The organism is Pelagicoccus albus, from assembly GCF_014230145.1.
GTDB lineage: Bacteria > Verrucomicrobiota > Verrucomicrobiia > Opitutales > Opitutaceae > Pelagicoccus > Pelagicoccus albus.
In genome coordinates, this window is record NZ_JACHVC010000008.1 from 52,155 (window position 1) to 76,198 (window position 24,044).

Genomic DNA, 24,044 nt, shown 5'->3' on the forward strand with positions numbered 1-24,044 from the left:
TAGGGTGCGGGTATTAAGACGCGGGTAGAAAAAGGGTGTGGGTAGTTGGGTGCGGGTAGAAGCGGCCAGGGTGGGGCCTAAGTCTTCCAGCAGCGGTCGAGTAAATGTTTACAACACCTGTAATTGGAAAATTTCCACAAAAAAATCTGATTAGATACAAAATAGTGGATGAATCAGATTTTATTGTACCTTATTAAAGGTAAATGTCGGTCTTTAGGGCTGAAAACGGTTGTGTTTTGCCGATCGCTTTGCATCAGATTTCGAAAATTTCCAATCTATGGAAGTTTTCATTTTGTTTCTCTAACTTGCCCCGATCGACTCAAGCCCTTGTGGCCTGACCGGTCTTAACTCCCCACAAACAACCCCGAATGACGATACCCAGATCTTTTTCGTTTAGTTGTGCTATCGGCTGGAAAATGGCGCTCAGCCTACTTTTTTCCGTCTTGATATTCGCGCACACAACTCGCTCCGCTCCACATCAGCTGGAGCTCCTTGACCGTGGCTTGGTCGCTCTTAAAGCTAATGAGAATCAGGTGTACCTGAGCTGGCGTTTGCTTGCCAGCGACTCTGAAGGCACTGCGTTTAACGTCTACCGCTCCGCGGATGGAGGCCCTGCAGTCAAGCTGACCATGGAAGCTGTTTCGCTAACGACTGACTTTGTGGATAATGCTGCAGATTTGTCATTGGCCAATGAATACTACGTGCGTGCGGTTGTAGACGGCGTGGAACTCGCCGCGAGCGATACGGTATCGATAGACGCAGACGCGGAGGTGCGCCAGTACCTCAGCCTGCCGCTTCAGGTTCCCGAGGGGGGAGAGACTGCGAGCGGAAATTTTGAATACTCCGCCAATGACCTTTCTGTGGGGGATCTCGATGGAGATGGCGCCTACGAAGTCGTGGTCAAGTGGTACCCTTCCAATGCGAAGGACAACTCGCAGAGTGGTTTCACAGGCAACACGCTCCTCGATGCCTACACTTTAAGTGGCGAGTTGCTTTGGAGAATCGATTTGGGCGTCAACATTCGCTCCGGTTCCCATTACACGCAGTTCATGGTCTACGACCTGGATGGAGATGGCAAAGCGGAGATTGCCTGCCGCACTGCGGAAGGCTCTATGGACGCCAGTGGAGCTTACATCGCGCAGCCTGAAAATTGGCAGGGCGATGTCGCTCTATCGGAAATTCCAGTCGACCATGAGGCGGACAGACGTAACAGCGGCGGCTACATTTTGGAAGGTCCTGAGTTTTTGACGATCTTCGATGGCCTTACTGGCATGGAGCTTGTCTCGACCCTTTACGAACCGCAAAGAGTGCCTGGTACTTATTTTCCAACTACAGCGGAGATCAATCAGTACTGGGGAGATAGCTATGGAAATCGAATAGACCGTTTCAATGCTGCTGTCGCTTACCTCGACGGTACTCGCCCTAGTTTGGTTATGTGCCGCGGTTACTATACTCGCACAGCATTGGTGGCTTACGATTGGAGAGGCGGCGTACTCTCTAAGCGTTGGATGTTTGATACTCTCGATGAAGCTGTCTCGGATACTTATCGTGGACAAGGAGCTCACAGCATCACTGTAGGCGACGTCGACCTAGATGGTAAGGACGAGATCGTGTACGGAGCTTCGACGATCGACGATGATGGTACTGGACTCTACAATACCAATCTCGGCCACGGCGACGCTTTGCATCTTTCGGATATGGATCCGGACCGCTCAGGTCTGGAGGTTTGGATGCCTCACGAGTCTCCTAGCTCTTATGGAGCTAACGGTTCTGAACTTCATGATGCGGCCACGGGCGAAATCATCTTCGGTGTCGGAGGCGGCGGAGCAGACGTGGGTCGTGGAGTTGCGGCTGACATTGACCCGCGCTACCGTGGTTTCGAAACGTGGGCTTCACGCGGAGGCATGCATTCTGTCTCGGGTGAAGCCATCGAGACTGTCAGCCTTCCCTCTATGAATTTCTTGGTTTGGTGGGACGCTGATCCGTTGCGTGAGATGCTTAACAACACTACTATATCCAAGTGGAACTGGAGTGTTGGTTCGCAAGAGGCGATTTTCACGGATGATGGTATCCTCTCCAACAATAGCACCAAAGCGACTCCTAACCTCAGCGGCGACATTCTCGGAGATTGGCGTGAGGAAGTCATCTGGCGCAACGTAGATAGCACAGAGCTGCGTATTTACTCGACGGTCATCCCAGCGAATAACCGTTTGGTCACTCTTATGCACGACCGCCAGTACCGCTTGGCTATCGCGTGGCAGAATGTTGGATACAACCAGCCACCTCACACCGGCTTTTACTTGGGGGATGGAATGTTGCCACCTGCCCGCCCTGACTTCTACTACGCAAGAACCAGTGTGGACCCTGAAGTTTCACTCGTATCTCCTGTTGATGGAGAGGTGTACAAGATCGGCGACGAGGTTGCCATGGTTGCTGAAGCGAGCGATACAGACGGCGCGGTTAGCTCGGTTGAGTTCTACGAAGATGCTAAGTTTTATGGAATGGATTTGACTGATCCATATACGGCGATCTGGGACGCTACGGAGGGTGGCTCGTTTGAGCTGCGAGCTGTGGCAACCGATGACGAAGGTTTGCAGGGCGTATCTGCTCCCCTCGTTGTCACGGTTACTCATAACGATGTTTACGACGATGCGATCGCTTGGTCGCCATGGACCCCGAGAGGGACTCGCGTGGATGGATACCAAGGCGATGGCTACGCCATCCTAGGTCGCCCTTGGCATTTTCTGCTGTATGAAAACGTGGACGGGGGACTTGATGGAGGCCACAAGACGCTTCGCATTCGTTACAGCACCAAGTCTCGCGGCAAGGAGAAACTCTATGTTTGCGTGAATGGGCGCTTCGTACGGCTTCGCCTGAATGAGTCGCACTCCCGCTCACGCTCACGCTCTCATTCTCATTCTCGTTCTCGCTCGCACTCTCAGGATGCGTGGCAGTACGCAGAGACAACAATAGAGCTACTTCCAGGAACTGAGAATACCATCTTCATGTTCGCTCGAGGTGGTACCATTTTGGTCGATGGTATCGAAGTGGAGGGAGTGCTACGTAATCAGGATCCCGAGATACAGCTGATCAATCCAGTCGACGGATACACAAATTTAGAGGGCACGGATCTGTTTCTTTCCGCTCTTGCCAAAGACGTGGGAGGAGCGGTCGCACAGGTCGATTTCCTTGTTAACGATTCTGTGCTCACCACTGATCTTTCAGATCCTTACGAGTACATTTGGAATGATATCCCAGAGGGAGACTATGCTATTAAGGCTACTGCGACCGACGATTTGGGCGCGGTTGTCGAGAGCGATACTGTTAACGTTCTGATCAATAATCCGCCGAGTGTGGAAATCGTTAATCCGAGTACGGGAGCCTATACATTGGTCTCCGAGGCTTTGCCGGTGGACGTTGAGGCATCGGATGGTGTGGGTAGCGTCGAACAGGTTGAGCTTCTCCAGGACGGAGAGTCCCTCGGAGTCTCCGCGGGACCTGAGTTTGGCTTTGAGTGGACGCCGAGCGAGGTCGGACAAATAAGTTTGCAAGCGGTGGCTACAGATAATCGCGGCACAACCGCGAGCTCTTCAGACGTCGCAGTCACTGTATTGCCGGCCGGATACGAAGCTGATTACCAGCTCGAGGATGGCGGACTTGTAGGTGGCTCGGGCGCTGCAGCCGACACCGCAGGCTTCAACGGAACTGGTTACGCCACGCTCCCGAGTGGAGATGCCCAAATTCAGCTGAAGCAAGTCGATGGAGGATCCGGATCGATGGCACTCCTTCGTATCAGATTTGCAAATCCAGAGGCTACTAGCCGAGTGGGGGCTGTACTGGTCAACGGAAACTCGTTCGCGGTTGAATACGATTCTACGGACTCTGCCTTTTCAACGCTGGTCGTACCTGCCCCGTTGGATGCTGGGAAGTCGAACACTATTCTGTTCACTGCGGCAGGCGAAGGTGAACTCTACATCGACGAGCTCACGGTTCGTGGCCTGCAAAGTGAGGCGGATCATACCTACCACGCCGAGAATGGTGTTAGAACCGGATCCATGGTTCTTGAATCCTCCAATACTGGATTCAATGGAATCGGTTACATGAACTTCCCAGGTTCTGAAGGTATCTTAGAGTTCCCAACCGTGGATGGTGGTCTAGGGGGAACCAAGACCCTAAGTGTGCGCTACGCTCTCGGTTCAGGCTCAAGAGCCGGAACGCTCTCGATCAACGGTGTTTCGCAAGCAATCGACTTCGTTGCTTCTGGCAGCTGGACAGGCTACGTGACGATGGATATCGAGATCGAGCTAAATCCAGGAAACAGCAATTCGATCGTGATTGAATCCATCGGCAACGATTTGGCGAATGTCGACGAGGTCATCGTCAGGGATGTCGGAGCTCTTAGCGATGTGCCCGCTGTTACTTTGCTTACTCCTGCTGATCCTGCGATCGAATGGCGTTGGGGCGATACCATGAGCATTACCGCCTCTGCCACGGTAGCTTCCGGTTCGATTGAGAAGGTTGAATATTATGCTATGGATCCTGTAGTCAAAGTTGGCGAGGCCAGCGGCGAGCCATTCGCTTACGATTGGTTTGTATTGCCTGGTGAATACGAGATCTTTGCCCGTGCCTACAGTGACAATGGCTCTGTGGCCGAGTCGTACGGTTACTTAATGGACGTGTCTTTCGACAATGACTTGCCGGTAGCGGAAATTACATCTCCGGGTGAAGGCACTGTATTGCTCGATGGTGACGATGTTACCATCGAGGTAGCGGCCAGCGATCCGGATGGGTCGGTAGCTCTCGTAGAATTCTACGTCGATGACGTTCTGGTTGCTGCGGATACAAGTGCTCCGTACAGCCACACCTTGAGCGCTCTGGCCGCGGGCGGCTACCAAGTAAAGGTTAGAGCCCAGGACAACCTTGGCAGCTACTCTTACGTAGACGTGGTTCAGCTCGGTGTTTTCTACGCCACCGGTGGTGACCTTATCCAAGAGGCTGAAGAAGGCATCGTTGCAGGGTCTTTCGAACTAAATTACGACAGCCGACTGGCAGGACCTGTGGGTGAAGTAAATGCTGTGAAAGCGATCAGTAGCAGCAGCGATGAGGGTACCGACCTGCCAGGGACGGACTATCTGGAGATGCGTTTCAACATTCCGGTACGTGGCTACTACCGCATCAAGTCCTCTGTGGCATCGCCGGATGGCAGTAGCGACTCTATGTATGTCGCCATCGACGGGGCAGATCCCTTCCAGAACCGCTGGGTCACTGCGATTTCGTCTAGCTTCACCGAAGATTACGTGCGTTCCGATTCTCAGGATCCACTCCTGATCTTCTGGGAAGCAGGGGGGCATTTCGTACGCTTTGGCTATCGTGAACCGCTCAAGCTCGATTACTTCGAAGTAGAGTTGGTGAATGAGGCGCCACTGGCTCAGCCATTTTTCACTGAGGGTGGAGAGGCATACCAGGAAGCCGAAAATGCTGCAGAGATCGGCGGAAACTTCACGGTCGTAGAAGACTCTGCTGCCAGTGGTGGATACGCGATCGAAACCGGTGGATCACTGTCTCCGACACCTAACTACGCCCTATTCCAGTTCAATGTGGAATACGCAGGATTCTATGCTCTGAAGGCAGGGGTTAAAACGGTGCTGCTAAATGGAACGACTGACTCGTTCTACGTTTCAATCGATGGCGCATCCAATTCCCAGCACGTATGGGATACCGAACAGTCTGATACCGTCTATGTAGAAGACTACGCAACAAGTCGTACGGCAGGTGATCCTTTGTTGTTCTTCCTCTATCCCGGTGGGCACACGATTCGTATTGGGGACCGCGAAGGCCCATTCCTCGATTGGGTTGAACTCGAGTACCAAGGGGATGGTTTGTAAGCTTTTCGCTTCAAGACTTATCAAAATGAAGCGATTTTGAGTAGTAAGTAGCAGCCTCAGTATGTTGGGGTAGATGTGCTGAGGCTATTTACTGCCTGGCCACTGCGGGGGCGGTGGCCAGGTTTTACTTTTATAAAATGACCTTATGAAAATTCTGTCTCAATCCAAGTGGGTGGTTTATCTCGCCGCTGGAGCAACTTTGTTCGGGCTCGGGTATATGGCGGGGACTGGTAGCTCGCCCACCGACCTTGTACCGGAAAGGGTCGCACCCGAATACCTAGAGGCATCGAAGGGGGAATCGATCATTTCTCCGAAAGTAGAAACTTTTGAAAAATCGTATCAGAATGAAAGATACGCCAGCCGTGAAGTTGTTTTAGAAAGTAAGCGCGTTTCTCATGCTTCTTCCGAGCGATCTGCATTAGAGAATAAGGACTGGCTCGTCCGCTTGGCCCAGGAAGATCCGCACTCGGCAATTAGAGAAGCTGCCACTACAGAATCCGAGTACTTGAGAGGCATCTATCTGCAATCAGTAGTTGAGTCTTGGGCGGAAAGCGATTTTCAAGCAGCGTTTGACTGGGCCTTGAGCTACGGGGAGGAAAGTCTCCTCAAGGTAGCTTTGAAAAACCTAACCGGTGGTGCTGAAAACGCGAGTCTCGTGTTTGGTCAAGCTCTCGAAGTATACGGAGCTGAACGTCGTAGTGATTGCGCTATGGCTGTCCTGAAAGGTTTATGCTACTCGGGCGATTACGATTCAGCATTCGAATTTTCCGATACGCTTGAGGATAATCTTAGTAGGCAAGCGGAAGACGTTGCCCTGTCACATTGGGCTCGCTACCAACCAGAGGAGGCCGCGGCCTTTGCCCTCTCTCGAAGTGGGACTGAACCTTTCTCGAAAGTCGTTTCCAGCTGGGCAACGAGCGATCCTGCCGCCCTTGCGAGCTATGCCAGTGAACTCCCAGAAAGTTCGGAGCGTAGTCATGCTTTGAGCGAGGCTTTGAGGTCTTGGGTTGCTACAGATGAGGACGCAGCTGCGAAATGGATTTTGCAACAACCAGCCTCTAAGGATTTGGATACGGGATTACTCTCTTTGGCGAGCCGCTCCAATCGGGCGGAATCAGCACCTCGGGAAGCGGTTAAATGGGCGGAGCTGCTTTATGACAATGGTTTACGCAACGATACCCTGTCCCGAGTGGTTAAGCAGTGGGCGGCGACTGACAGGAGGGCCGCCAGAGCGTATTTGGAAAAATCTGACAGCCTCTCCTCTGAGATGAGATCGGAGCTCGTGGCTCTCTTTGATGGTCGGTAGTCCGGCTACAATTTTGAAACACATGAAAAAAATCCCCTTATTGATCATGGCTTTGCTACTCTCTCGCTTACCATTGTCTAAGTTTTCGTTCGTGGCTGCATTGAGCGGTTCTTTAGCGCTTATGCTGCAATCCCCTTTGGAAGCGGCTACGCACGAGACAAGTACGCTTGCCTACGAAACTATAAGCGTCGAAAACGCTCCGTTCGAGATGCCAAGCTTTGAGGTTCCGGACTTTTCCAAGGCATCTCGCTTTTCGATCGAGGATTTCGGGGCCATGGAGAACAACCAGGCTTCCGTTTCAAAAGCTTTTGCAGCTGCTATCGAAGCAGCCCACGTTGCAGGAGGAGGTCAGGTTGTTGTACCAGAGGGGCATTGGCCGACCGGTAAGATCCACCTCAAAAGCGGGGTTTGCCTGAATTTGGAAAAAGGCTCGGTGCTAGAGTTTTCATCTAATCCTGAGGATTACCTGCCAGCGGTGCAGTCGACTTGGGAAGGAATGGAGTGTTTCAACTACTCTCCTCTGATCTATGCTTTCGAATGCGAGAATGTTGGAATCATAGGAGAGGGGAAGCTGTACGCAAATTTGGATACATGGAAGATCTGGTACAAGCGTCCGCCCGAGCATCTAGAGGCTTCCAAGCGTTTGTATGAAATGGCCTCGCATGACGTACCGGTTGAAGATCGTGACATGACGACTGGCGAGGCGAACATGCGTCCCCAGTTTATCCAGTTCAACCGTTGCGTCGGAGTGCGCCTGGAAGGTATCTCGATCGAGAATAGTCCCTTTTGGGTAATCCATCCATTCATGAGCCGCGATGTGCTGGTCCGAGGGGTGAAAGTGAAGGCTTTTGGTCACAACAACGATGGAGTCGATCCCGAGATGAGCCAGAATATCTTGATAGAAGACTGCGTGTTTGACCAAGGCGACGACGCGATAGCCATCAAGTCAGGGCGTAATCGGGATGCTTGGCGTCTGGACATGCCGACTCGCAATGTAGTCGTTCGCAATTGCGTGGTGAAGAACGGTCACCAACTTTGCGCGATCGGGAGCGAGTTATCCGGGGGCGTCGAAAACGTATTAGTAGAAAACTGCAGCTTGGACAAAGATATCGAAAACGTGGGTCACCTTCTTTTTATCAAAACGAACGAACGGCGCGGTGGCTTCGTGCGAAACATCTACATGCGAAACGTCGACGCCGGCGGTTTGCGTTACGGTGTCCTAGGCATCGAGACGGATGTGTTGTACCAGTGGAAGAATTTGGTTCCCACCTATGAAACGCGGCTCACTCCGATTGAAGATGTTTACGTAGAAAACGTAGATGTAGAGCAGGCTAAGTATGTAACCAAAATAGAAGGACAGCTAGAGCTGCCGGTTGAGCGGGTCGTTCTGAAATCTGTCCGGGTGGGCAAGGTCGAAGAACGCGGTTTGCAGAATACGAACGTAAACGATTTCAGCTTCAATAAGGAAGCTATGTAGAATCAGCAGCGGCTGCGGTTTGCGTTTGTTGAATCCTTGAACACTGAGAGGGTCGTCTGATTCGCCTAGCTCGTTGGCTAGGCGATCATTCTAGAATTTAGTCGGCCTTAGATTGTTGGAGTAGCCAATCTCTCGCCGGTTCTAATTGGTAGGCGTAATCGAAAGAGTACATGTGCTCCGCGCCGCCGTGAGAGTTACTAGATGGAGGTACGGTGCCCTCGCTGAACCGGATGAAATTGATGGGAAGGCCATTCTTCAGCAAGGAAGATACCTTCTCGTTTTTTTCAGCGTCACTAAGTTTGGCCGAGAATTCGGTTTGTCCGAATTCGACGCCTTTGCTTGAGAGCAGCTCGCCGAGTTCTTCCATTCCGCCCGAGGCTTTTTGGTCTCCGGCTGAAACGACATACAAGAAGCTCATTTCGGCGAGTGGCGAAAGTACGTCGACGTCCCACTGGCTTCCGACAAAGAGGCTTGCGGCAAAGAGGTCAGGATGAGTTGCGTTTAAGTAAAATGAGATCATACCTCCCATCGATTGACCGGTAGTGTAGATCCTGTCCTCGTCGATGCTGTATTCAGAAACTACTGATTTTAGTACTTTCAAAGTTAGATCTACCTCTGGGCTTGTCTCCCAATCATCGTTTACGACCCAGTCTGGTCCGCGATAGGAGGGTACGAGGACGAAAGACGGAGTCTTCGCCTGGCTCTCCTGCGTTGCCCAGATTATACCACCGTAGCCCTGCATGAGTGGGGCGATGGCTCCTTTTCCTACCGTACTTGCATCAGCCATGAACATCACCAAAGGGTAGCTTCGGTCGGCTTGGTAATTCTCGGGGACGTACAGGTTGTAGTCCATGCTCGAGCCCGTCGTTTCGTCGTGGAATGTCAAATTCTTGAATTTTGGAGCGATCTCTTCGCGCAGCTGCAAAAGCTGGGCATCATAGCTTTTATCCACTCCACCGTAGGATTGATCCCAAGTAGTGGAAGCGTCCGAGGCCGCTGTTTCGGGGCTCTGATGTGAGCAGCTGGAGACTGTAAATGCTGCCGAGAGAGAAATTACTATGATAGAGAATTGTTTCATAAACGAGCTTAGGATAACCCTTCAAGGGCTCCATGTCAGCCCCGAACGGGATGAAAGTCTTTCCGAGGGGGAGTATTGAAGTCTTTTTCCCACTAGCTGTGGTTCCTTACGTTGCAGTGGGACCCCAATACTACTTTTTCTGGAATATGGAACTGTCAGATTGCTGGGCAGCAGCCAGCTTCGGTAGCTTCCATAGGTTTACAGTTAAAATTTTGCCTATGAAAAGACCCCTTGTTGCCTCGCTTTTGTTCTTAGTTTCCGCCCTTCGCTTTGGCCTAGTCACAGCTCATGCGACCGAGGTGGATCCGATCAATTTTGGTTGGCGTTTTGCGGAGGGCGAATTCCCGGCTGCGGCTGATAGCGATTTCGATGATTCTGAGTGGGAGTCGGTCGATTTGCCGCATGACTGGGCGATTCATTCCGATTTCGATCCGGAAGGAGATCCGAATACTGCTAAGTTGCCTTGGAAGGGGGAGGGCTGGTATCGCAAGCAATTTGAGCTGCCCAAAGCGGCGAAAGGAAAACGGCTTCAATTCATTTTCGACGGAGTTATGGCGAACCCTGTCGTTTATTTGAATGGCGTAGAAGTCGGGTCGTGGGTGTATGGATACAACTCGTTTCATATCGATGCTACGGAGGCGGCACGATTTGGGGAGGTAAATACTTTGGCAGTCCACGTGGACACTCGCGGTCATCACTCGCGTTGGTATCCGGGAGCAGGGATCTACCGTAAGATCGGTATGCGGCTTGTTGAGCCAGTCCATGTCCCAGTTTGGGGAGTTCAAGTAACGACACCGAGAATTGATGAAACTGGAGCGAGCTCACGAGTGGAAGTAGAACTTGCTAATTCAACTGGGAAATCCCGTAAGGTTTGGCTGGAAGTGGAGCTGCTAGATCCGGCCGGGGACGTGGTTGCGAGTGAGCGTAGAGAGATTCGCGTGAAGGAAGATTTGGAGGTTGCGTCTTTTAATTTCGAGTTAGCAGAAGCGTTGCGTTGGGATGTGGAGCATCCGCATCGCTACACGGCTCGGGTGAAGCTTGGAGCGAAGGGGGCGGATACTCAAATTGTCGATACGAAGTTTGGTTTTCGAGTTTTCGAATGGACCGCGGATGATGGCTTTTATCTCAACGGTCGCCGTCTGGAACTGAAGGGTGTAAATGAGCACCATACGCAGGGGATGTTGGGAGCTGCCTTCTTTCCTCGCACCTTGGAGCGCAAGTTTGAGCTTTTGCGGGACATGGGTGTGAACGCTTTGCGAACCTCTCATAACCCTGAAGCTCCCGAGGTGCTCGAGATGTGCGATAGGCTTGGAATTGTAGTCTTCAATGAACTGTACGACAAGTGGGGCCCTACCGGTGGGGTCGCGGTGGATACGGAGACGTTTGTGAATGAGCACGCCGAAAAGGAGGTTCGCAATTTCGTACGCAGGGACCGGAATCATCCGAGCGTCATGATCTGGTCGGTGGCCAACGAGGATGGTGCGATCTTGTCGAACCGGGACGGAAAGTCGGCCCAGCACGTGGCTCGCATGGTGGACTACTTTCGAAAATACGACAGCACACGTCCTACCACGATGGGCTGCCACATGGCGGGTGGGGCTCGCCGGGAATGGGGCGTGTTTGATTCTTTGGATACGTCGGGCTGGAACTATTCCCAGCGCTATATGAACTTCCGGAAGAACTATCCCGAAAAGCCAATTATCTACAGCGAGACCGCTTCGGCTTTCGGAACTCGCGGGCACTACGAATTGGACTTGCCCGAATCCAAAATCGATTTCGGAGACGATGGTTACTTGAGTGCCTACATTATGACGGCGGCTCCTTGGGGAGACATTCCTGAGCATGAGTTCGAACGCATGCGGAAGCACCGTTACCTGAATGGGGATTTCGTTTGGACTGGATTTGATTATCTTGGAGAGCCTACTCCCTTGCGTGGGACGAATTCGCCTCCGGAGCTCATGCTCGAAGCTCGCAGCAGCTATTTTGGAATCATCGATTTAGCCGGTTTGCCGAAAGATACATTCTACTTGTATCGCAGTCAGTGGAACGAGACGGAACCGACCGTGCACCTCTCTCCGCATTGGAATTGGAAAGAGGGGGACGAGGTTCCTGTGTTTGTATACACCAGTGGAGACGAGGCCGAACTCTTCTTGAATGGCCGTAGCCTCGGCCGCAAAGCGAAGTTGGATCCAGACGCGCTGCAATCAGGAAATCTTGGATACCAAAAGCCGAGCTATGCCAGTAGTGCGGAGGTATTTCAAGATGCGGGTGGCAATGTGCTGAAGGACAATACTTCTGATAAAGCTTTCGATGGAAATCCGGATACGCGTTGGTGCGCGGCGGACGGAAGCTTTCCTCAATCGCTGCAAGTCGATCTCGGGGAATCTACTTCGGCCAAGCTTGCCCGTATACGCTGGGAACGAAATGCGTCGGATTACACTTTTTCCGTTGAGGGGTCGCAAGATGGAGAGACTTGGACGGAGCTGGATTTGTCTTTTGAGAACAATGGAAATGTATCCATTGCCTCATTGCAGGAGATCGAGTCCCGGTTTTGGCGTTTGAATGTCAAAGCCGTGGCTGGGGATGCGTGGGCGAGTGTGCGGGAGTTCGAAATCTTGGAGGACGCGGATGCCAGCTCGAACCCCTATTACGACATAGTGGATGCCTACCGTATCCGCTTTTTCGATGTCCCGTTTGAAAGAGGGACGCTCGAAGTGGTCGCGTATGAGGACGGTGTTGAGATTGGTCGCGACTCAGTGGTGACAGCGGGAGAGGGTGTTCGTTTGCAGCTGATTGCTGATCGCGAGGAAATCGCGGCTGATGGCATGGATCTCTGTTACGTGACAGTACAGCTAGTTGACAATGCTGGGAATCTCTGCCCTTGGGCTATGAATACACTCACCTTCGAGGTGGAAGGACCGGCTACGTTTATGGGGGTAGCCAACGGAGATGCCACCGAGATGGATGGGCTCACCGACTTGCAGCACCCTCTTTTCTACGGGCAAGCAGTGGCAGTGCTACGCAGCAAGCCAGGCGAAATGGGGGAGGTTACGCTACGAGTATCGTCCGAGGGAGTGGAATCCGGTTCTCTCGTGGTTTCTGCCCAGTAAGCCGGTTATCCCCCAAAACTCACTTTTGGTGGGGGATTCTTCCCTTTCAAAGAGAGCTTAACGGATTACGGCTTCTTTGGCCCGTTCGTTTTTGCGCAGCAAATTCCAGCGGACTTTGAAATTGATCCCGATGTCGCTCTCCTCCGCTTGCTCGGGCAACTTTTCCATGGCGTACTCCACGTCGAGGGTTAGCTCGAAATGTCCCGCGATGGAACGAAAGAACCACGTATCATCCGGTGGATACCAGGTTATGCTGGGGATGATTTTCAAACCGTCGTTTGTTCCGCCGTCGAAGTCTTCGGTGATGTAGAGAAATCTCAGCCCGTAGCGCAAATCGCCCGGTGGGTGGTGGATGAAGCCGGTGGTAAACCTAGCGAGCGAGTTGGGAGCTTCAATGAGGTAGGGCATCTGGTTGTTGTCTTTATCCAAGAGCTCGTAGGCGACATTGGAGAAAACGGTCCACTCTCCGCTTTTGTCGATTTCGTAGGCGGCGACGAAGAAGGGCGTATAGGAGTCGTATTGGTCGCGTTGCCAGTCGCTAGGGATGGTGTCCAATGGCAAACGTCCGTTTAGGCCCACTGAAACAGCGAGGCGGTCGTTTTCCAAAGCGTCGATGCGCTGCTTTAGGCCGAAAGTGAAATAGCCATCGCTGCTGGCGCGATCTCCGTGGAAAGGGTTTTCAAGAAAGGGGATGACTCCGATGCTGCCCTCCAACTTAGGTGTGAAACCGTACTCCAGCTCGATTGGCAAACGAATGAAAGGCTCATCCAGAAGGTCGCCTATCTTGGGGCGAATTTCGATATTTAGCTCGGAGTTGTTTTGCGTGAAAGGAAGTTCGGTGCCGCTGAAGGTCTGTATGAAATCGGTGCCAAAGGGCGAATTCTCTCCCGCTCGCAGCGAGCTCGCTGAGCAGAGGAGCGCGCAGGAAAAGGCAGATATCAGTATCTTGGATGGCTTGATCATACGTGAGTCGGTAGTTGGTAGGCGTATAGAGAAAGATCCCAGCGATTGAGCTAGGATCTTACATCTGAACCGTTCTCCCGACAGACGGCGTTACGCTAAGTTGCGCCCAGCGGGGAGATTTCTTAAACCTTGGTGGAGAAGGGAGGGATAGCGAACCCTTTTTGACTAGGTTAAGCCCCTACGTATTCGCAGGTCCGATACTTGAAAGCCGCCTAGAGCATAGGTTCGCCACGCTTGCAGAGCTGGACCGAAAAGCCCCACGGGTCTCTCATCATTATGAGGTGGGAACCGTCGGGGAGTTTCACCTCTTCTGCGAAGGTGGCTTCTGCCGCTTCCAGACGCTCCCGATCTGCTTCAGGATTCACTGATACGAATGCGAGGTGCAGCAGCAACGGGTTCATGCTGGCGTAGTCGGGGACTTCGTTCTTCGGGTTGTTGTAGATCTCGACCATAACATCGCCGACGGAGTCCTTGAGAAAGTGGGTAAAGGGTGCCTCGTCCATCTTGCGGGCGATGCTCATGTTGAAGTTTTCGACGTACCAGTCGGCCACTGCGACGGGGTCCTTCACGTTGATTGCGAAATGTTCGATTTTCATGGGGTTCCAGAGATTGGGTTAAGGTTTTGTGTTAAAGGGTTTTGGGGCTAGCTCTCCAGAGCACAGCAGACTGCCTGAGCTAGTGCCATGTGCCCGATGGAATTGGGATGGATCTTGTCTTCTGCGATAAGCTGGGGGGCGATGTGTTCCATCAGCCGGTCCATCTCAAGCTGGCTGTCCACGTAGATGGCGTCAAACTCAGAGGCGATTGTTTGGGTCATCTTCCGATACTCGTCCATGCGTCGTCGCATGGGATCGTGCCGATCGCTTTCGATGTGGTAGGGGGAGATGATGATGAGCCCTTTCAGGCGATCTCGGGTCGCCTCCAGGAGTTGTCGGTAGGTGGCTTGGAATTCTTCGGGCAACACATGCACATGAGGCGAGCGAGGGGAATCGAATTGCCGCCAGACGTCGTTGATACCGATCTTGATTGAAAGCCAGTCGGGACGAAGGTCTAGAACGTCTCGTTTCCATCGCCCGGCAAGATCGCGAATGGTGTTGCCACCTAAGCCCCGATTAAGAACACGAATTTTTCGCTCAGGCCAGCGGGATTGAAGCATGGCGTTTACGAACTCTACGTAACCAAAGCCTAATCCTCCTGGATCTTCCCAAGGCGAAGCGTGAGATTTTCGCTCACGACCCGAATCGGTAATCGAGTCGCCAATAAAAAGAAGCCTTGAATGGGGAGCTAATCGCATCGAGCTCTTGCCTAGTGTGCAAAGGCGCGAGGTCAAGCGAAGCCCCTGTGTTTACCCCGCTTCTAGGGCGTTTTCTTCCCCCTCGCGGCGGAATTGGTTAACGTACAGGTGATAGTAATGTCCACGTTGGGCCAGTAGCTCTGCGTGCGTGCCTTGTTCCTCGATCTCTCCTTTGGAGATTACTAGGATTTGGTCGGCAGATCGAATCGTGGAAAGCCGGTGAGCGATGACAAAACTAATGCGGCCCTTGAAGACCCGCTGCATTCCATCCTGTATCAGTTTTTCGGTTTCCGTGTCGATCGAAGAGGTCGCTTCATCCATGATGAAGATCTGTGGATCCGCAATGAGGGCGCGAGCGAAGGAGATCAGCTGCCGCTCTCCGGTGGAAAGACGAGCTCCTCCTTCGCCAATCACTGTGTCGTATCCGTCTTCCAATTTCATAATGAAGTCGTGGGCATTTACTAGGGTGGCCGCTTCCCGAACTTCCTCCGGAGTTGCATCTAGACGTCCGTAGCGGATGTTTTCCATGACTGAGCCATTGAAGAGGTGAGGTGTCTGCAGAACGATGCCGAGCTGGGCCTGCAACCAAGCCAGACTCCTCTCCCTATAGTCGATGCCATTGAATCGAATTTCACCTTCGACCGGTTCGTAAAATCTGGATACGAGTGAAATGATCGTACTTTTACCTCCACCAGAGGGTCCGACCAAGGCAATGGTCTGCCCACGCTTCACCGTCAGATTGAACTTATTCAGAACCGTGTTTTTGCGATCGTAGGAAAAGGTGACATCCGAGAAATCGATATCTCGTATGTAGCTTTCGTGTCCGTCGATGGCTGTGGCTTCGGATTGATTATTCGAAGTTGAGTGGCTATGGATTTTTTCGCTTACCTGCTCCGAATCGCGAATCTTCGGCTCGGTGGCCAAAAGGCTCATTACCCGTTCGCCTGCCGCTTGTGCTCCTTGGATTTCTGCCATGATCTGAGCGATCTGATTGATCGGGTGGAAGAAGTTGCCCGCGTAGCTAATGAAGGCGACCAACGTTCCCAGAGTGATGGCCTCGGACAAGACATTGAGTCCGCCGTACCAGAGGGCTAAACCTGAACCGATGCTACCGATGATCATAACCAGAGGCAGGTAGATTGCGCTAAGCAGGGCACGGTGTACAGAAGCTGAATACATATCTGTGGACATGCCTTCGAACTCGTTTAGGTTTTCCGTCTCGCGGCCTAAGGTTTTGGTGGTTTTGACGCCAGCTATCCCTTCGTTGTAGGAAGCGGTGATGCGTGCGTTGTGCTTCCGGATTTGTCGCGAAGTAAGCAGCATCTTTCGCTGGAAGTAGATACTAACTGCGACCAGAGGTGGAATGGTAGCCAGTACGATTAGGGCCAGCTTCCAGTTGAGGATAAGCATGGTTATCGACATGGCCAAAACGAAAAAGCTGCCCCACATCAGGTCGAGAAAACCCCATGCCAGAATACGAGACAGACGGTCACAGTCTGCGGTCAATCGAGAGATAAGCCAACCGGTAGGCTGCTTGTCGTAGAAGGAAAACTCCAGCTCCTGGAGCCGTTTGAAGCAGTCTCGTTTGATGTCGAAAGCGATATGGTGAGAGATGCCACCCGCGCAGCGGATAAACAAATAGACGAGCCCAGCCAAGCCGAGTGTCAGACCAAAGTAGATGCCAGCGACTGGTAGCAAGTCTTTGGGTACGCCTTCATTTTCGACGATGTCGACAGCCATCATAGTAACGATGGGAAAGGCCGCGTCGATCAGGCTGAGCACCAATGCGCTCAGAGTGAGCGGAATCAGCAGGCGCTTGTGGTTAAGAGCGAAACGGAAGATCCGTTTCCAGAGATTCAGGTCGATTTTCGAGCTGAATTCTTCTTCTGGTTCTTGTGTCATTGAAAATTGGACTCCTAGTTTTCTGCTTTCGCCTCGGTTTCCTCGGCGAGAATTGTTTCCAGTTGGGTTTGGATGTTCCAGAGCCTTTGGTACAAGCCCTGTTCTGTTCTCAAGGTCTCGTGGTTGCCGGATTGCGTTATTTTACCACCCTCCATGACCACGATCTTGTCAGCGTGGGCCAAGGTCGACAGGCGATGGGCAATGACGATAGTGGTCCGCTTGCCGCGACGTTTTTGTAGAGCCTCGATAATAGAAGACTCGGTTTCGTTGTCGACGGCACTCAAGGCGTCATCGAGCAATAGAACAGGAGGGTTGCGAAGAAGGGCCCGCGAGATCGCAACACGCTGCCGTTGACCACCAGACAAAGTGATTCCTTTTTCACCGATCTCAGTATCATATCCATCGGCGAAGTCTGTGATCGCGTCATGGATACAGGCCATTCTCGCTGCTTCTTCGATGTCCTTTTGGTCGGTCGATTCGACCCCCAGCTTGATATTGCTGGCGATCGAGCGAGAGTAGAGAAATGGCTCTTGCAGGACTACGCCAAACTGGGCTCTGAGGTAGGCGCGATCTAGCGTTCGAAGGTCATGGCCGTCGAGGGTTATAGAGCCTTTGTCTACGTCATAGAATCTCAGCAATAAGTGCATGAGGGTTGTCTTTCCTGAGCCCGAAGGGCCCAGTATGGCCAAGGTCTCGCCCGGTTCGACACGTAGGTTTATTCCGTTTACCGTGGGGGTTCCTTCATTGTGAGAAAAGGAAACCTCCTTCATTTCGATGAAGCCTTGGGAAGGCGAATCCGGTTGGATCTCGACTTGGTCGCTTTCAGTCTCGAATGGTTGCGTGAGTATTTCGTTGATACGTTGCAGCGCTACTGAGGTTTTACCGAAATCGGTCAGGATCCGTCCGATCATGCGAACGGGCCAGAGAACCATGTTCATGAGGGCGAGGAATGCGAAGATAGTGCCTACGGATACGCTTCCCTGTATAGCGAGATAGGAGCTCGCCACAAGGGCGATGCCGATCTGGGTGAGGCTGGCTATGTCCGAAACGGACCAGAACCAGGACATGATACCGATAAGCTTGATGCTGGTATCGCGATACTCGCTGTTTGGCTTTTCGAATTTTTCGATTTCGTAGTCGTGTCGGCCGAAGGCGCGAACGACGCGGATCCCGGTGATATTTTCCTGCACCACTGAGGTTAGGCGGCCTTCCGCTTCATCGACCTGAGTGAAGAGATGCTTCACCTTTTTGATGTATAGATAGCTGTAAAGGATTATGACCGGTATCAGAGCCATGGATGCGACCGTGAGCCCCACGTGCATCGAAAGCATGATTGGCAAAACGGTTACGATTAGGATGAGGCCGCGTCCTATCTCCACTATATGGGCTGCTAGGAAAATGCGTGTCGTTTCCACGTCAGAGGTACAGCGCTGAACGAGGTCCCCGGTCTGAGAGCCGTCGAGGTAGCTGTTCGTAAGGCGCTGGATATGATCGTAGAGTTGGTCCTTGAGGCGTTTGCAAATACCATCGGACGCTTTAGCGGCTGCGAGCTTTTGGAAGTAGTTGAATACGCCTCCCAGAGCGGCAAAGCCAAGCATGGCAACACCCGGAATCCAAAGATTTTCGGATACAAGGGAAGAGCCTCCCAGTAAATCTATAATGTGTCTGAGGATAGGCTCCGAGCTGTTGGGCTCGGATGTTAGGGCGTAGTCGATGGTGGCGCTTCCAATGAGAGGCACGACGAATTGGAAAGCGGTCGCGATGAATAGGGAGATCGCTGCCCACAGGTATTTGAGGCGGAAGCCTCTTATGAGGGTCCAGACGAGTTTGGGCCCGGAAAGGACCTTGCCGGAAGTGTCTTGTAGTTTGAGAGTCATTGTCCGCTGGAAGGAATAAGAGTTTTGAACGATGAACGTTTCTGTTCGGCTTCAAACGCGGGCAAAAAAGAAAGGCCCGCTGTGAAGCGGGCCTTAAGGGATGGGAGGGAAAATTGTAACTAGCTGGCCCGCTGAATGTAGTGTCGAGCCATCTGACTTAGTTTCGTCTAGTCTAGCTCGAGCCTCTTTTCGAGGATTGGGTTGAATGTGGTTACCATGAGCTTCATTGACTTGGACGTTACAGGTTGTCTGATAAGTTAAGTGGGCAAAATAAAGTTGCTTGTCCTGCATCATGCAAGAAAAAGTTTTAGTAAACTACATATGTAGTGTTCACGGTATTACAGGTGATAAGAACGAGTCGGAGGAAAATTAAGACAGGTTATGAGCCAATCTAGCGCATACGTAGGAAGGGTTGCTCCGACTCCGACTGGCTATATGCACTTGGGGCATGCCTGCACTTTTCTGGAAGCTCAGAGAAGGGCTCGTCTGGTAAAGGGGCGCCTGTTGCTGCGAATAGAGGATTTGGATCAGTCGCGCTGCAAGCCCGAGTTTGTGAGCGCGTTGGAGGAAGACCTCGCTTGGGCTGGTTTGGAATGGGAACTGCCGGTTGTGAAACAGAGCGAGCGGATTAGCTATTTCCAAGAGATACTTTTGCGATTGAAAGCGGACGGATTTGTTTTTCCGTGCTCCTGTTCCCGCAAAGATGTGGCCGAAGCGATACGCGCTCCGCACGAATCAGGTGGGGAATTGATTTATCCCGGTACCTGTCGTGAGAAGGAGCTAGCGTTTGCTTCCGCTGAGGACCTGTTTACGATTAACTGGAGGTTTCGGGTGCCAGATGGAAAACGTATCCAGTTCAAAGATGGACGCCTTGGAGATCAATCATTCCTAGCGGGAGAGGATTTTGGCGATTTTCTGGTTTGGAGAAAAGACGGATTTCCTTCCTACGAGCTGGCGGTAGTCGCCGACGACGTAGCTCAAGGTGTTACGGAAATCGTGAGAGGGGAGGATTTGCTGCTTTCCACTGCCAGACAACTGCTGCTCTACGAAGCATTGGGAGCGAAAGTCCCGGCTTTTTTTCATTGTCCTTTGATATTGGATACAGATGGGAAGCGCTTGGCCAAAAGGGCAGGATCCAAAGGGTTGCGCGAGCTAAGAACATCGGGGGTAACCCCGGCTGACCTTATCAGTCTTGGCCGCAGTTCACTCGCGGGTTAAGTTTTTTGATCCATTGCTTTTTGCAGAGACATTGTTGCGATTCGCCACGGCTAATCGGTGTTTTGTCCACAGAAATCGAGTATTTCGTGTTAATATTCATTTAGCGCGGTATCTGCAAACTGCGTGGTATGAAACTCGATGGAAAAGTAGCATTGGTGACGGGAGCCACCTCTGGAATTGGTAAAGCTGTAGCGGAGCTCTTTTTGGAAGAAGGCGCTCGATTGGTTGTGAATTACCACAGCGAAGACGAGAAACGCGACAACACGGAAAAGGAACTGTTGGAAAAGCTCGAATCGGGTGGTCGGCCTGCTTCGGACCTCTTGATGATCAACTGCGATATTTCCGATCCCGAAGAGGTGAGTTCAATGTTCAGCCAAATCGACCAGAGCCTCGGTTCATTAGATGTGTTGGTCAACAATGCGGGGATGCAGAAGGAGTCGGCCTCTCACGAGTTGGAACCTTCCTCTTTGCAAATGCAATTGGGTGTCGACCTGCTTGGGCCGATCTATTGTTCGGTAGAAGCGTTGAAGCGTTTTGTGAGTCGGGGAACTGAGGGTGTGATCCTAAACAATAGCAGCGTTCATCAGGTGATTCCCAAACCCGGCTTTCTCGCTTATTCCGCTTCAAAGGGAGGATTAGGCAATATGACCCGAACCCTTGCCCTAGAATACGCGAGCAGAGGAATTCGGGTAAACAGCGTTTGTCCAGGCGTCGTGGATACGCCTATCAATGACGAACTCGAAGATCCGGAAACAAGGGAGGAAACGAAGTCCCATGTTCCTCAGCGTTCGATTATCGATTCGCGGGAGATCGCGAAAGCGTTTCTTTATCTCGCGAGCGATGATGCCAAAAGCGTAACTGGCCAGTCCTTGGTGGTCGATGGCGGGTTGACGCTTTATCCCAGTTTTGAGTCGAATTGGTCATCCCAATAGGTGACCAGAGATGGGAGCTTAGGCCGTTTGCAGTGGACCCAAAGGTGGCTCTGTTTCTGTGCCCTTTTGACTTTCGATTGCAGGACTCAAGCCAAGCTAGAGACAAGGTGGACGGGATTGGTAAACCACTGCGCATTGCAGGGATGACCTTGCAAACTGATGCTTCGAGTCACCTCGAAGGAATGTGGCCGGAGATTATTAGCGGAAAGAGAAGCTTGGCAGGCTGTCCGCTTCCCGGGCGATCTCCAGAGCTTGTTGTTCTGCTCTTCGCATAAGCTGGCGATCAGAATCGTCTATGTCGTCAAATCCGCACAGGTGCAGGTATCCGTGAATGAGATACAACCCAAGTTCGTCGCTAAACTCTAGGCTATGCGTTTGGGCGTACTCTCTGGCGACTTGAGGGCAGACTATGACCTCACCGGCTTGATCGATATCTGGATCTGCTGGAAAAGTGATCACATCGGTAGGGGTGGGGTCGCCCATGAACTGATCGTGCAGTTGCGCGATGTAGGACTTGTCGACGAATGCGAATGATAATTCGCCGGCTGGTGCGTCGAAGGCTCCTGCTTTATCGAGGGTCAGGATGAGTCGCTCGATCTGATCTTCGTCGAGCCCGAGTTCAGGACAGAGATTATTTACTTGGGTTCGCTTCGGCGCGTTCTGTTTTGCGTTCATCCTTTTTACGCGTGGGTTTTTCTTCCAGCTTTTGGCCAGGGTAGGCGATGCGGGTGTGGAGGGAGTTGAGTAGCGTGAAGATGAAGGATTCGCGGACCTTGGAGACCTCGGCGATAGTGATTGGGCAGTCGTTGAGCTGACCATCTTCGATATTGGCGCTAAAGATCCGGTCTACCAATTCCTCGACGTTCTGAGGGGTGACTTTGGCCAAGGAGCGGGACGCGGCCTCCACGGAGTCGGCCAGCAAGATCACGGCGCTCTCCTTGAATTGCGGTTTCGGTCCGTCGTAGCGGTATGTGGATTCTTGGACGTGGGCAGGATCCTCGGCCTGTTGTTTGGCCTTGTGGAAGAAGAAGCGGATCAGGTTGGTGCCGTGGTGTTGACGTATGACGTCAATGATGGGGCGAGGGAGCTTGTAGGTCAGTCCCAAATCGACGCCCTCTTTCACGTGCGACTTTATGACCAAAGCCGAGAAGGACGGCGTTTTTTCGTCGTGGGGATTAAATCCGTCTAGTTGGTTTTCGGTAAAGTACTCCGGTTTGACCAGCTTGCCGATGTCGTGAAACATGCAAGCCACGCGGGCGAGCAGGCCATTGGCATTGATCGCATTGCACGCGTTTTCCGCCAAGTTCGCTACCATTAGCGAGTGGTGCCAAGTCCCTGGAGCTTCGAATTGCATGCGCCGCAAGACCGGGTGGTTGTAGTCCGATAGTTCCAGCAGCGTTATATCCGTGGTCCGTTTAAATAAGCCTTCGAGGATGGGAAGAAGACCTACGACCATCACGCCTGCGACCAGTCCAGTGCCCAATCCGCCGGTCATTTGGTAAATGATGGTCGACCAAGGGAGGCCGTCCACTCGGTTGAACATCAGGGTAAAGAGGGCTACGCTGAGGCCTGCAAAAAAGCCGGCAGTCACCACGCGGCTACGTTTGCGCAAGTTGCGGGTGACGTAGATTCCCACGGTACAGGCCAAGAAAGACATCACTAGCAGGTCCAAGCGGTTGCCGAACATCACCGCAGTGAAAAGGCTGATCATGAGGGAGGCCAGCAGGGCGGGACCGGTGCCCAGCAGGATAGCTACGAGGATCGGAGCCAGAATGGTCGGCGTTATGTACGGAATGATCGCCGAGAGTTGATTGTCGTATAGGAATGCCTCGAAGCTACCCAATTCGTAACAGGTGCGAACCAGAACAAGGTTGGTTATGACCACGAGGGCGAGTAGGGCCAATCGGCCATTGCTTTGAAAGGTAGCCCTATGTTCCAGCCGAATGTAGAACGTGGCCGCGAATACCATAGCTAGCACCAGCAGGATTCTGCCGATGAGCTGATTGTCGATGGCCCCCACCTTCTTGCCGGCGATGTGTCGTTGATAGGCGACGAGTTGCTCGTATTGCTCTTTGCTGACCGGCTGTCCTGGCTCGATTATGGAGGCCCCTTCTTGCACGTGCACGATGACTGGCTCGAAGGTGGCGAGCAATTTTTGGCGCAGTTGCTCCATCTCCTCTTGGCTTTTGAGGAGGTTGGGCTGCAGGGCGTCTCGGAAAATTCTCAGAGTAGCGTCGGCTGTTTCGGGAGATACGTTGGCGGAACTGATATTGATGCGAATGGAACGAAGGGCCTCTTCGATGGATTCGACACGTTTCTGGCTGATTTTTTTGTCTTGGTTGGCAATGTGGAAAACGGCCACCGCCCCGCTACCAAAATTGAAGGTCGGGTCCTTCTCGTCGTAGATGCCTACCTTGAAGCTCTCCTTGATAGTGATCAGTCCGGTGTTGATGAGGTTTTCAATGGTACTGTAGTCCGCATTGGTGACGATCTGGGCCATGCCTTCAGCGTTCGCGCGGTAGTTGCCCTTCTTATTGAAGGCACTGGTTAATGTCTCGATCATCCTTTCGGCTTCACTGGCGGAGAGATCATCTTCGATCTCCTTAAAATCCTTAATGTCTTTCAGCAGCGCCTTGGCATGCGCTTCGAAAGTTTCGTAGGGCTCCATGTCGATGCGGTAGACATGAGGGGCCTCTTCCAGGAGCTGAAGACGCTTCCGAGCCGTTAGGATATCCGAACGGTAGGAAAAGGATTCTGCAGCGGAAATACGAATGGACGCGACTTGGTTCGCCAGGATTTGGAAGCCGCTCGGCTTGATGCCCACGAAGCTCGTGATCACGATCAGGGCGACCGTGGTCAGGAAAACCAGAAACCCAACCAGCGAGCTCTCTTCCAGGTAACGAGGAAGGGTCGAGGGTGTTTCGGTACGCCGTTTCCGTTTTTTCGGAAACGTCTGTTGAAACCAGGCCTTTATCTGCTCGGAGACGGGCATATGAGGAAAG

The 24,044-nt window shown here is 52.4% G+C and carries 14 protein-coding genes; 6 read left to right on the forward strand and 8 right to left on the reverse strand.

From position 1 onward, the window contains the following. Nucleotides 1-416 precede the first annotated feature (416 nt). The 3 genes from H5P27_RS08730 to H5P27_RS08740 all read left to right on the forward strand — a co-directional run bounded on the left by H5P27_RS08730 (nucleotide 417) and on the right by H5P27_RS08740 (nucleotide 8,668). Entirely contained in the window at nucleotides 417-5,885 is a 5,469-nt protein-coding gene (locus tag H5P27_RS08730; RefSeq protein WP_221774655.1) for a rhamnogalacturonan lyase family protein, read from the forward strand. 145 nt (nucleotides 5,886-6,030) lie between these two features. After that, nucleotides 6,031-7,191 (forward strand): hypothetical protein, encoded by a 1,161-nt coding sequence (locus H5P27_RS08735; protein WP_185660023.1) that lies wholly within the window; start codon nucleotides 6,031-6,033, stop codon nucleotides 7,189-7,191. A gap of 121 nt (nucleotides 7,192-7,312) precedes the next feature. Next, nucleotides 7,313-8,668: a glycoside hydrolase family 28 protein gene (locus H5P27_RS08740; RefSeq protein WP_185660176.1), complete on the forward strand. Its 1,356-nt coding sequence runs from the start codon at nucleotides 7,313-7,315 to the stop codon at nucleotides 8,666-8,668. Nucleotides 8,669-8,765: 97 nt separating this feature from the next. Here H5P27_RS08740 and H5P27_RS08745 read toward each other — a convergent pair whose 3' ends face one another. After that, nucleotides 8,766-9,746 (reverse strand): carboxylesterase family protein, encoded by a 981-nt coding sequence (locus H5P27_RS08745; RefSeq protein WP_185660024.1) that lies wholly within the window; start codon nucleotides 9,744-9,746, stop codon nucleotides 8,766-8,768. 218 nt (nucleotides 9,747-9,964) lie between these two features. Here H5P27_RS08745 and H5P27_RS08750 point away from each other — a divergent pair, with 218 nt between their 5' ends. Next, nucleotides 9,965-12,856 (forward strand): glycoside hydrolase family 2 TIM barrel-domain containing protein, encoded by a 2,892-nt coding sequence (locus H5P27_RS08750; protein WP_185660025.1) that lies wholly within the window; start codon nucleotides 9,965-9,967, stop codon nucleotides 12,854-12,856. Nucleotides 12,857-12,913: 57 nt separating this feature from the next. Here the strand turns inward: H5P27_RS08750 and H5P27_RS08755 are convergent, their stop codons facing one another. From H5P27_RS08755 to H5P27_RS08775, 5 genes are all read right to left on the reverse strand, one after another. Beyond that, nucleotides 12,914-13,819 (reverse strand): hypothetical protein, encoded by a 906-nt coding sequence (locus tag H5P27_RS08755; protein WP_185660026.1) that lies wholly within the window; start codon nucleotides 13,817-13,819, stop codon nucleotides 12,914-12,916. Nucleotides 13,820-14,031: 212 nt separating this feature from the next. Continuing rightward, nucleotides 14,032-14,415: a VOC family protein gene (locus H5P27_RS08760; RefSeq protein ID WP_185660027.1), complete on the reverse strand. Its 384-nt coding sequence runs from the start codon at nucleotides 14,413-14,415 to the stop codon at nucleotides 14,032-14,034. A 47-nt stretch (nucleotides 14,416-14,462) separates the two neighbouring features. Continuing rightward, on the reverse strand, nucleotides 14,463-15,113 hold the full coding sequence (locus H5P27_RS08765) for an SGNH/GDSL hydrolase family protein (protein WP_185660028.1): 651 nt from the start codon (nucleotides 15,111-15,113) through the stop codon (nucleotides 14,463-14,465). Nucleotides 15,114-15,164: 51 nt separating this feature from the next. Continuing rightward, the gene (locus tag H5P27_RS08770) at nucleotides 15,165-17,015 is read right to left on the reverse strand and encodes an ABC transporter ATP-binding protein (protein ID WP_185660029.1); all 1,851 of its coding nucleotides are present in this window, start codon (nucleotides 17,013-17,015) and stop codon (nucleotides 15,165-15,167) included. A gap of 14 nt (nucleotides 17,016-17,029) precedes the next feature. Further along, entirely contained in the window at nucleotides 17,030-18,892 is a 1,863-nt protein-coding gene (locus H5P27_RS08775; protein WP_185660030.1) for an ABC transporter ATP-binding protein, read from the reverse strand. 381 nt (nucleotides 18,893-19,273) lie between these two features. On the opposite strand from H5P27_RS08775, the gene gluQRS reads away from it, so the two are divergent. Continuing rightward, complete coding sequence (gene gluQRS / locus H5P27_RS08780) at nucleotides 19,274-20,110, forward strand: tRNA glutamyl-Q(34) synthetase GluQRS (protein WP_185660031.1); 837 nt, start codon at nucleotides 19,274-19,276, stop codon at nucleotides 20,108-20,110. Nucleotides 20,111-20,238: 128 nt separating this feature from the next. Next, entirely contained in the window at nucleotides 20,239-21,042 is an 804-nt protein-coding gene (locus H5P27_RS08785) for an SDR family oxidoreductase (protein WP_185660032.1), read from the forward strand. A 198-nt stretch (nucleotides 21,043-21,240) separates the two neighbouring features. Here the strand turns inward: H5P27_RS08785 and ybeY are convergent, their stop codons facing one another. Together ybeY and H5P27_RS08795 are read right to left on the reverse strand one after the other, a co-directional pair. Continuing rightward, nucleotides 21,241-21,717, reverse strand: coding sequence for an rRNA maturation RNase YbeY (gene ybeY, locus H5P27_RS08790; protein ID WP_185660033.1), 477 nt, complete (start codon nucleotides 21,715-21,717; stop codon nucleotides 21,241-21,243). Next, nucleotides 21,674-24,034, reverse strand: coding sequence for an HD family phosphohydrolase (locus H5P27_RS08795; protein ID WP_185660034.1), 2,361 nt, complete (start codon nucleotides 24,032-24,034; stop codon nucleotides 21,674-21,676). Before H5P27_RS08795 ends, ybeY begins: the two co-directional genes overlap by 44 nt. Between the last annotated feature and the right edge of the window lie 10 nt (nucleotides 24,035-24,044).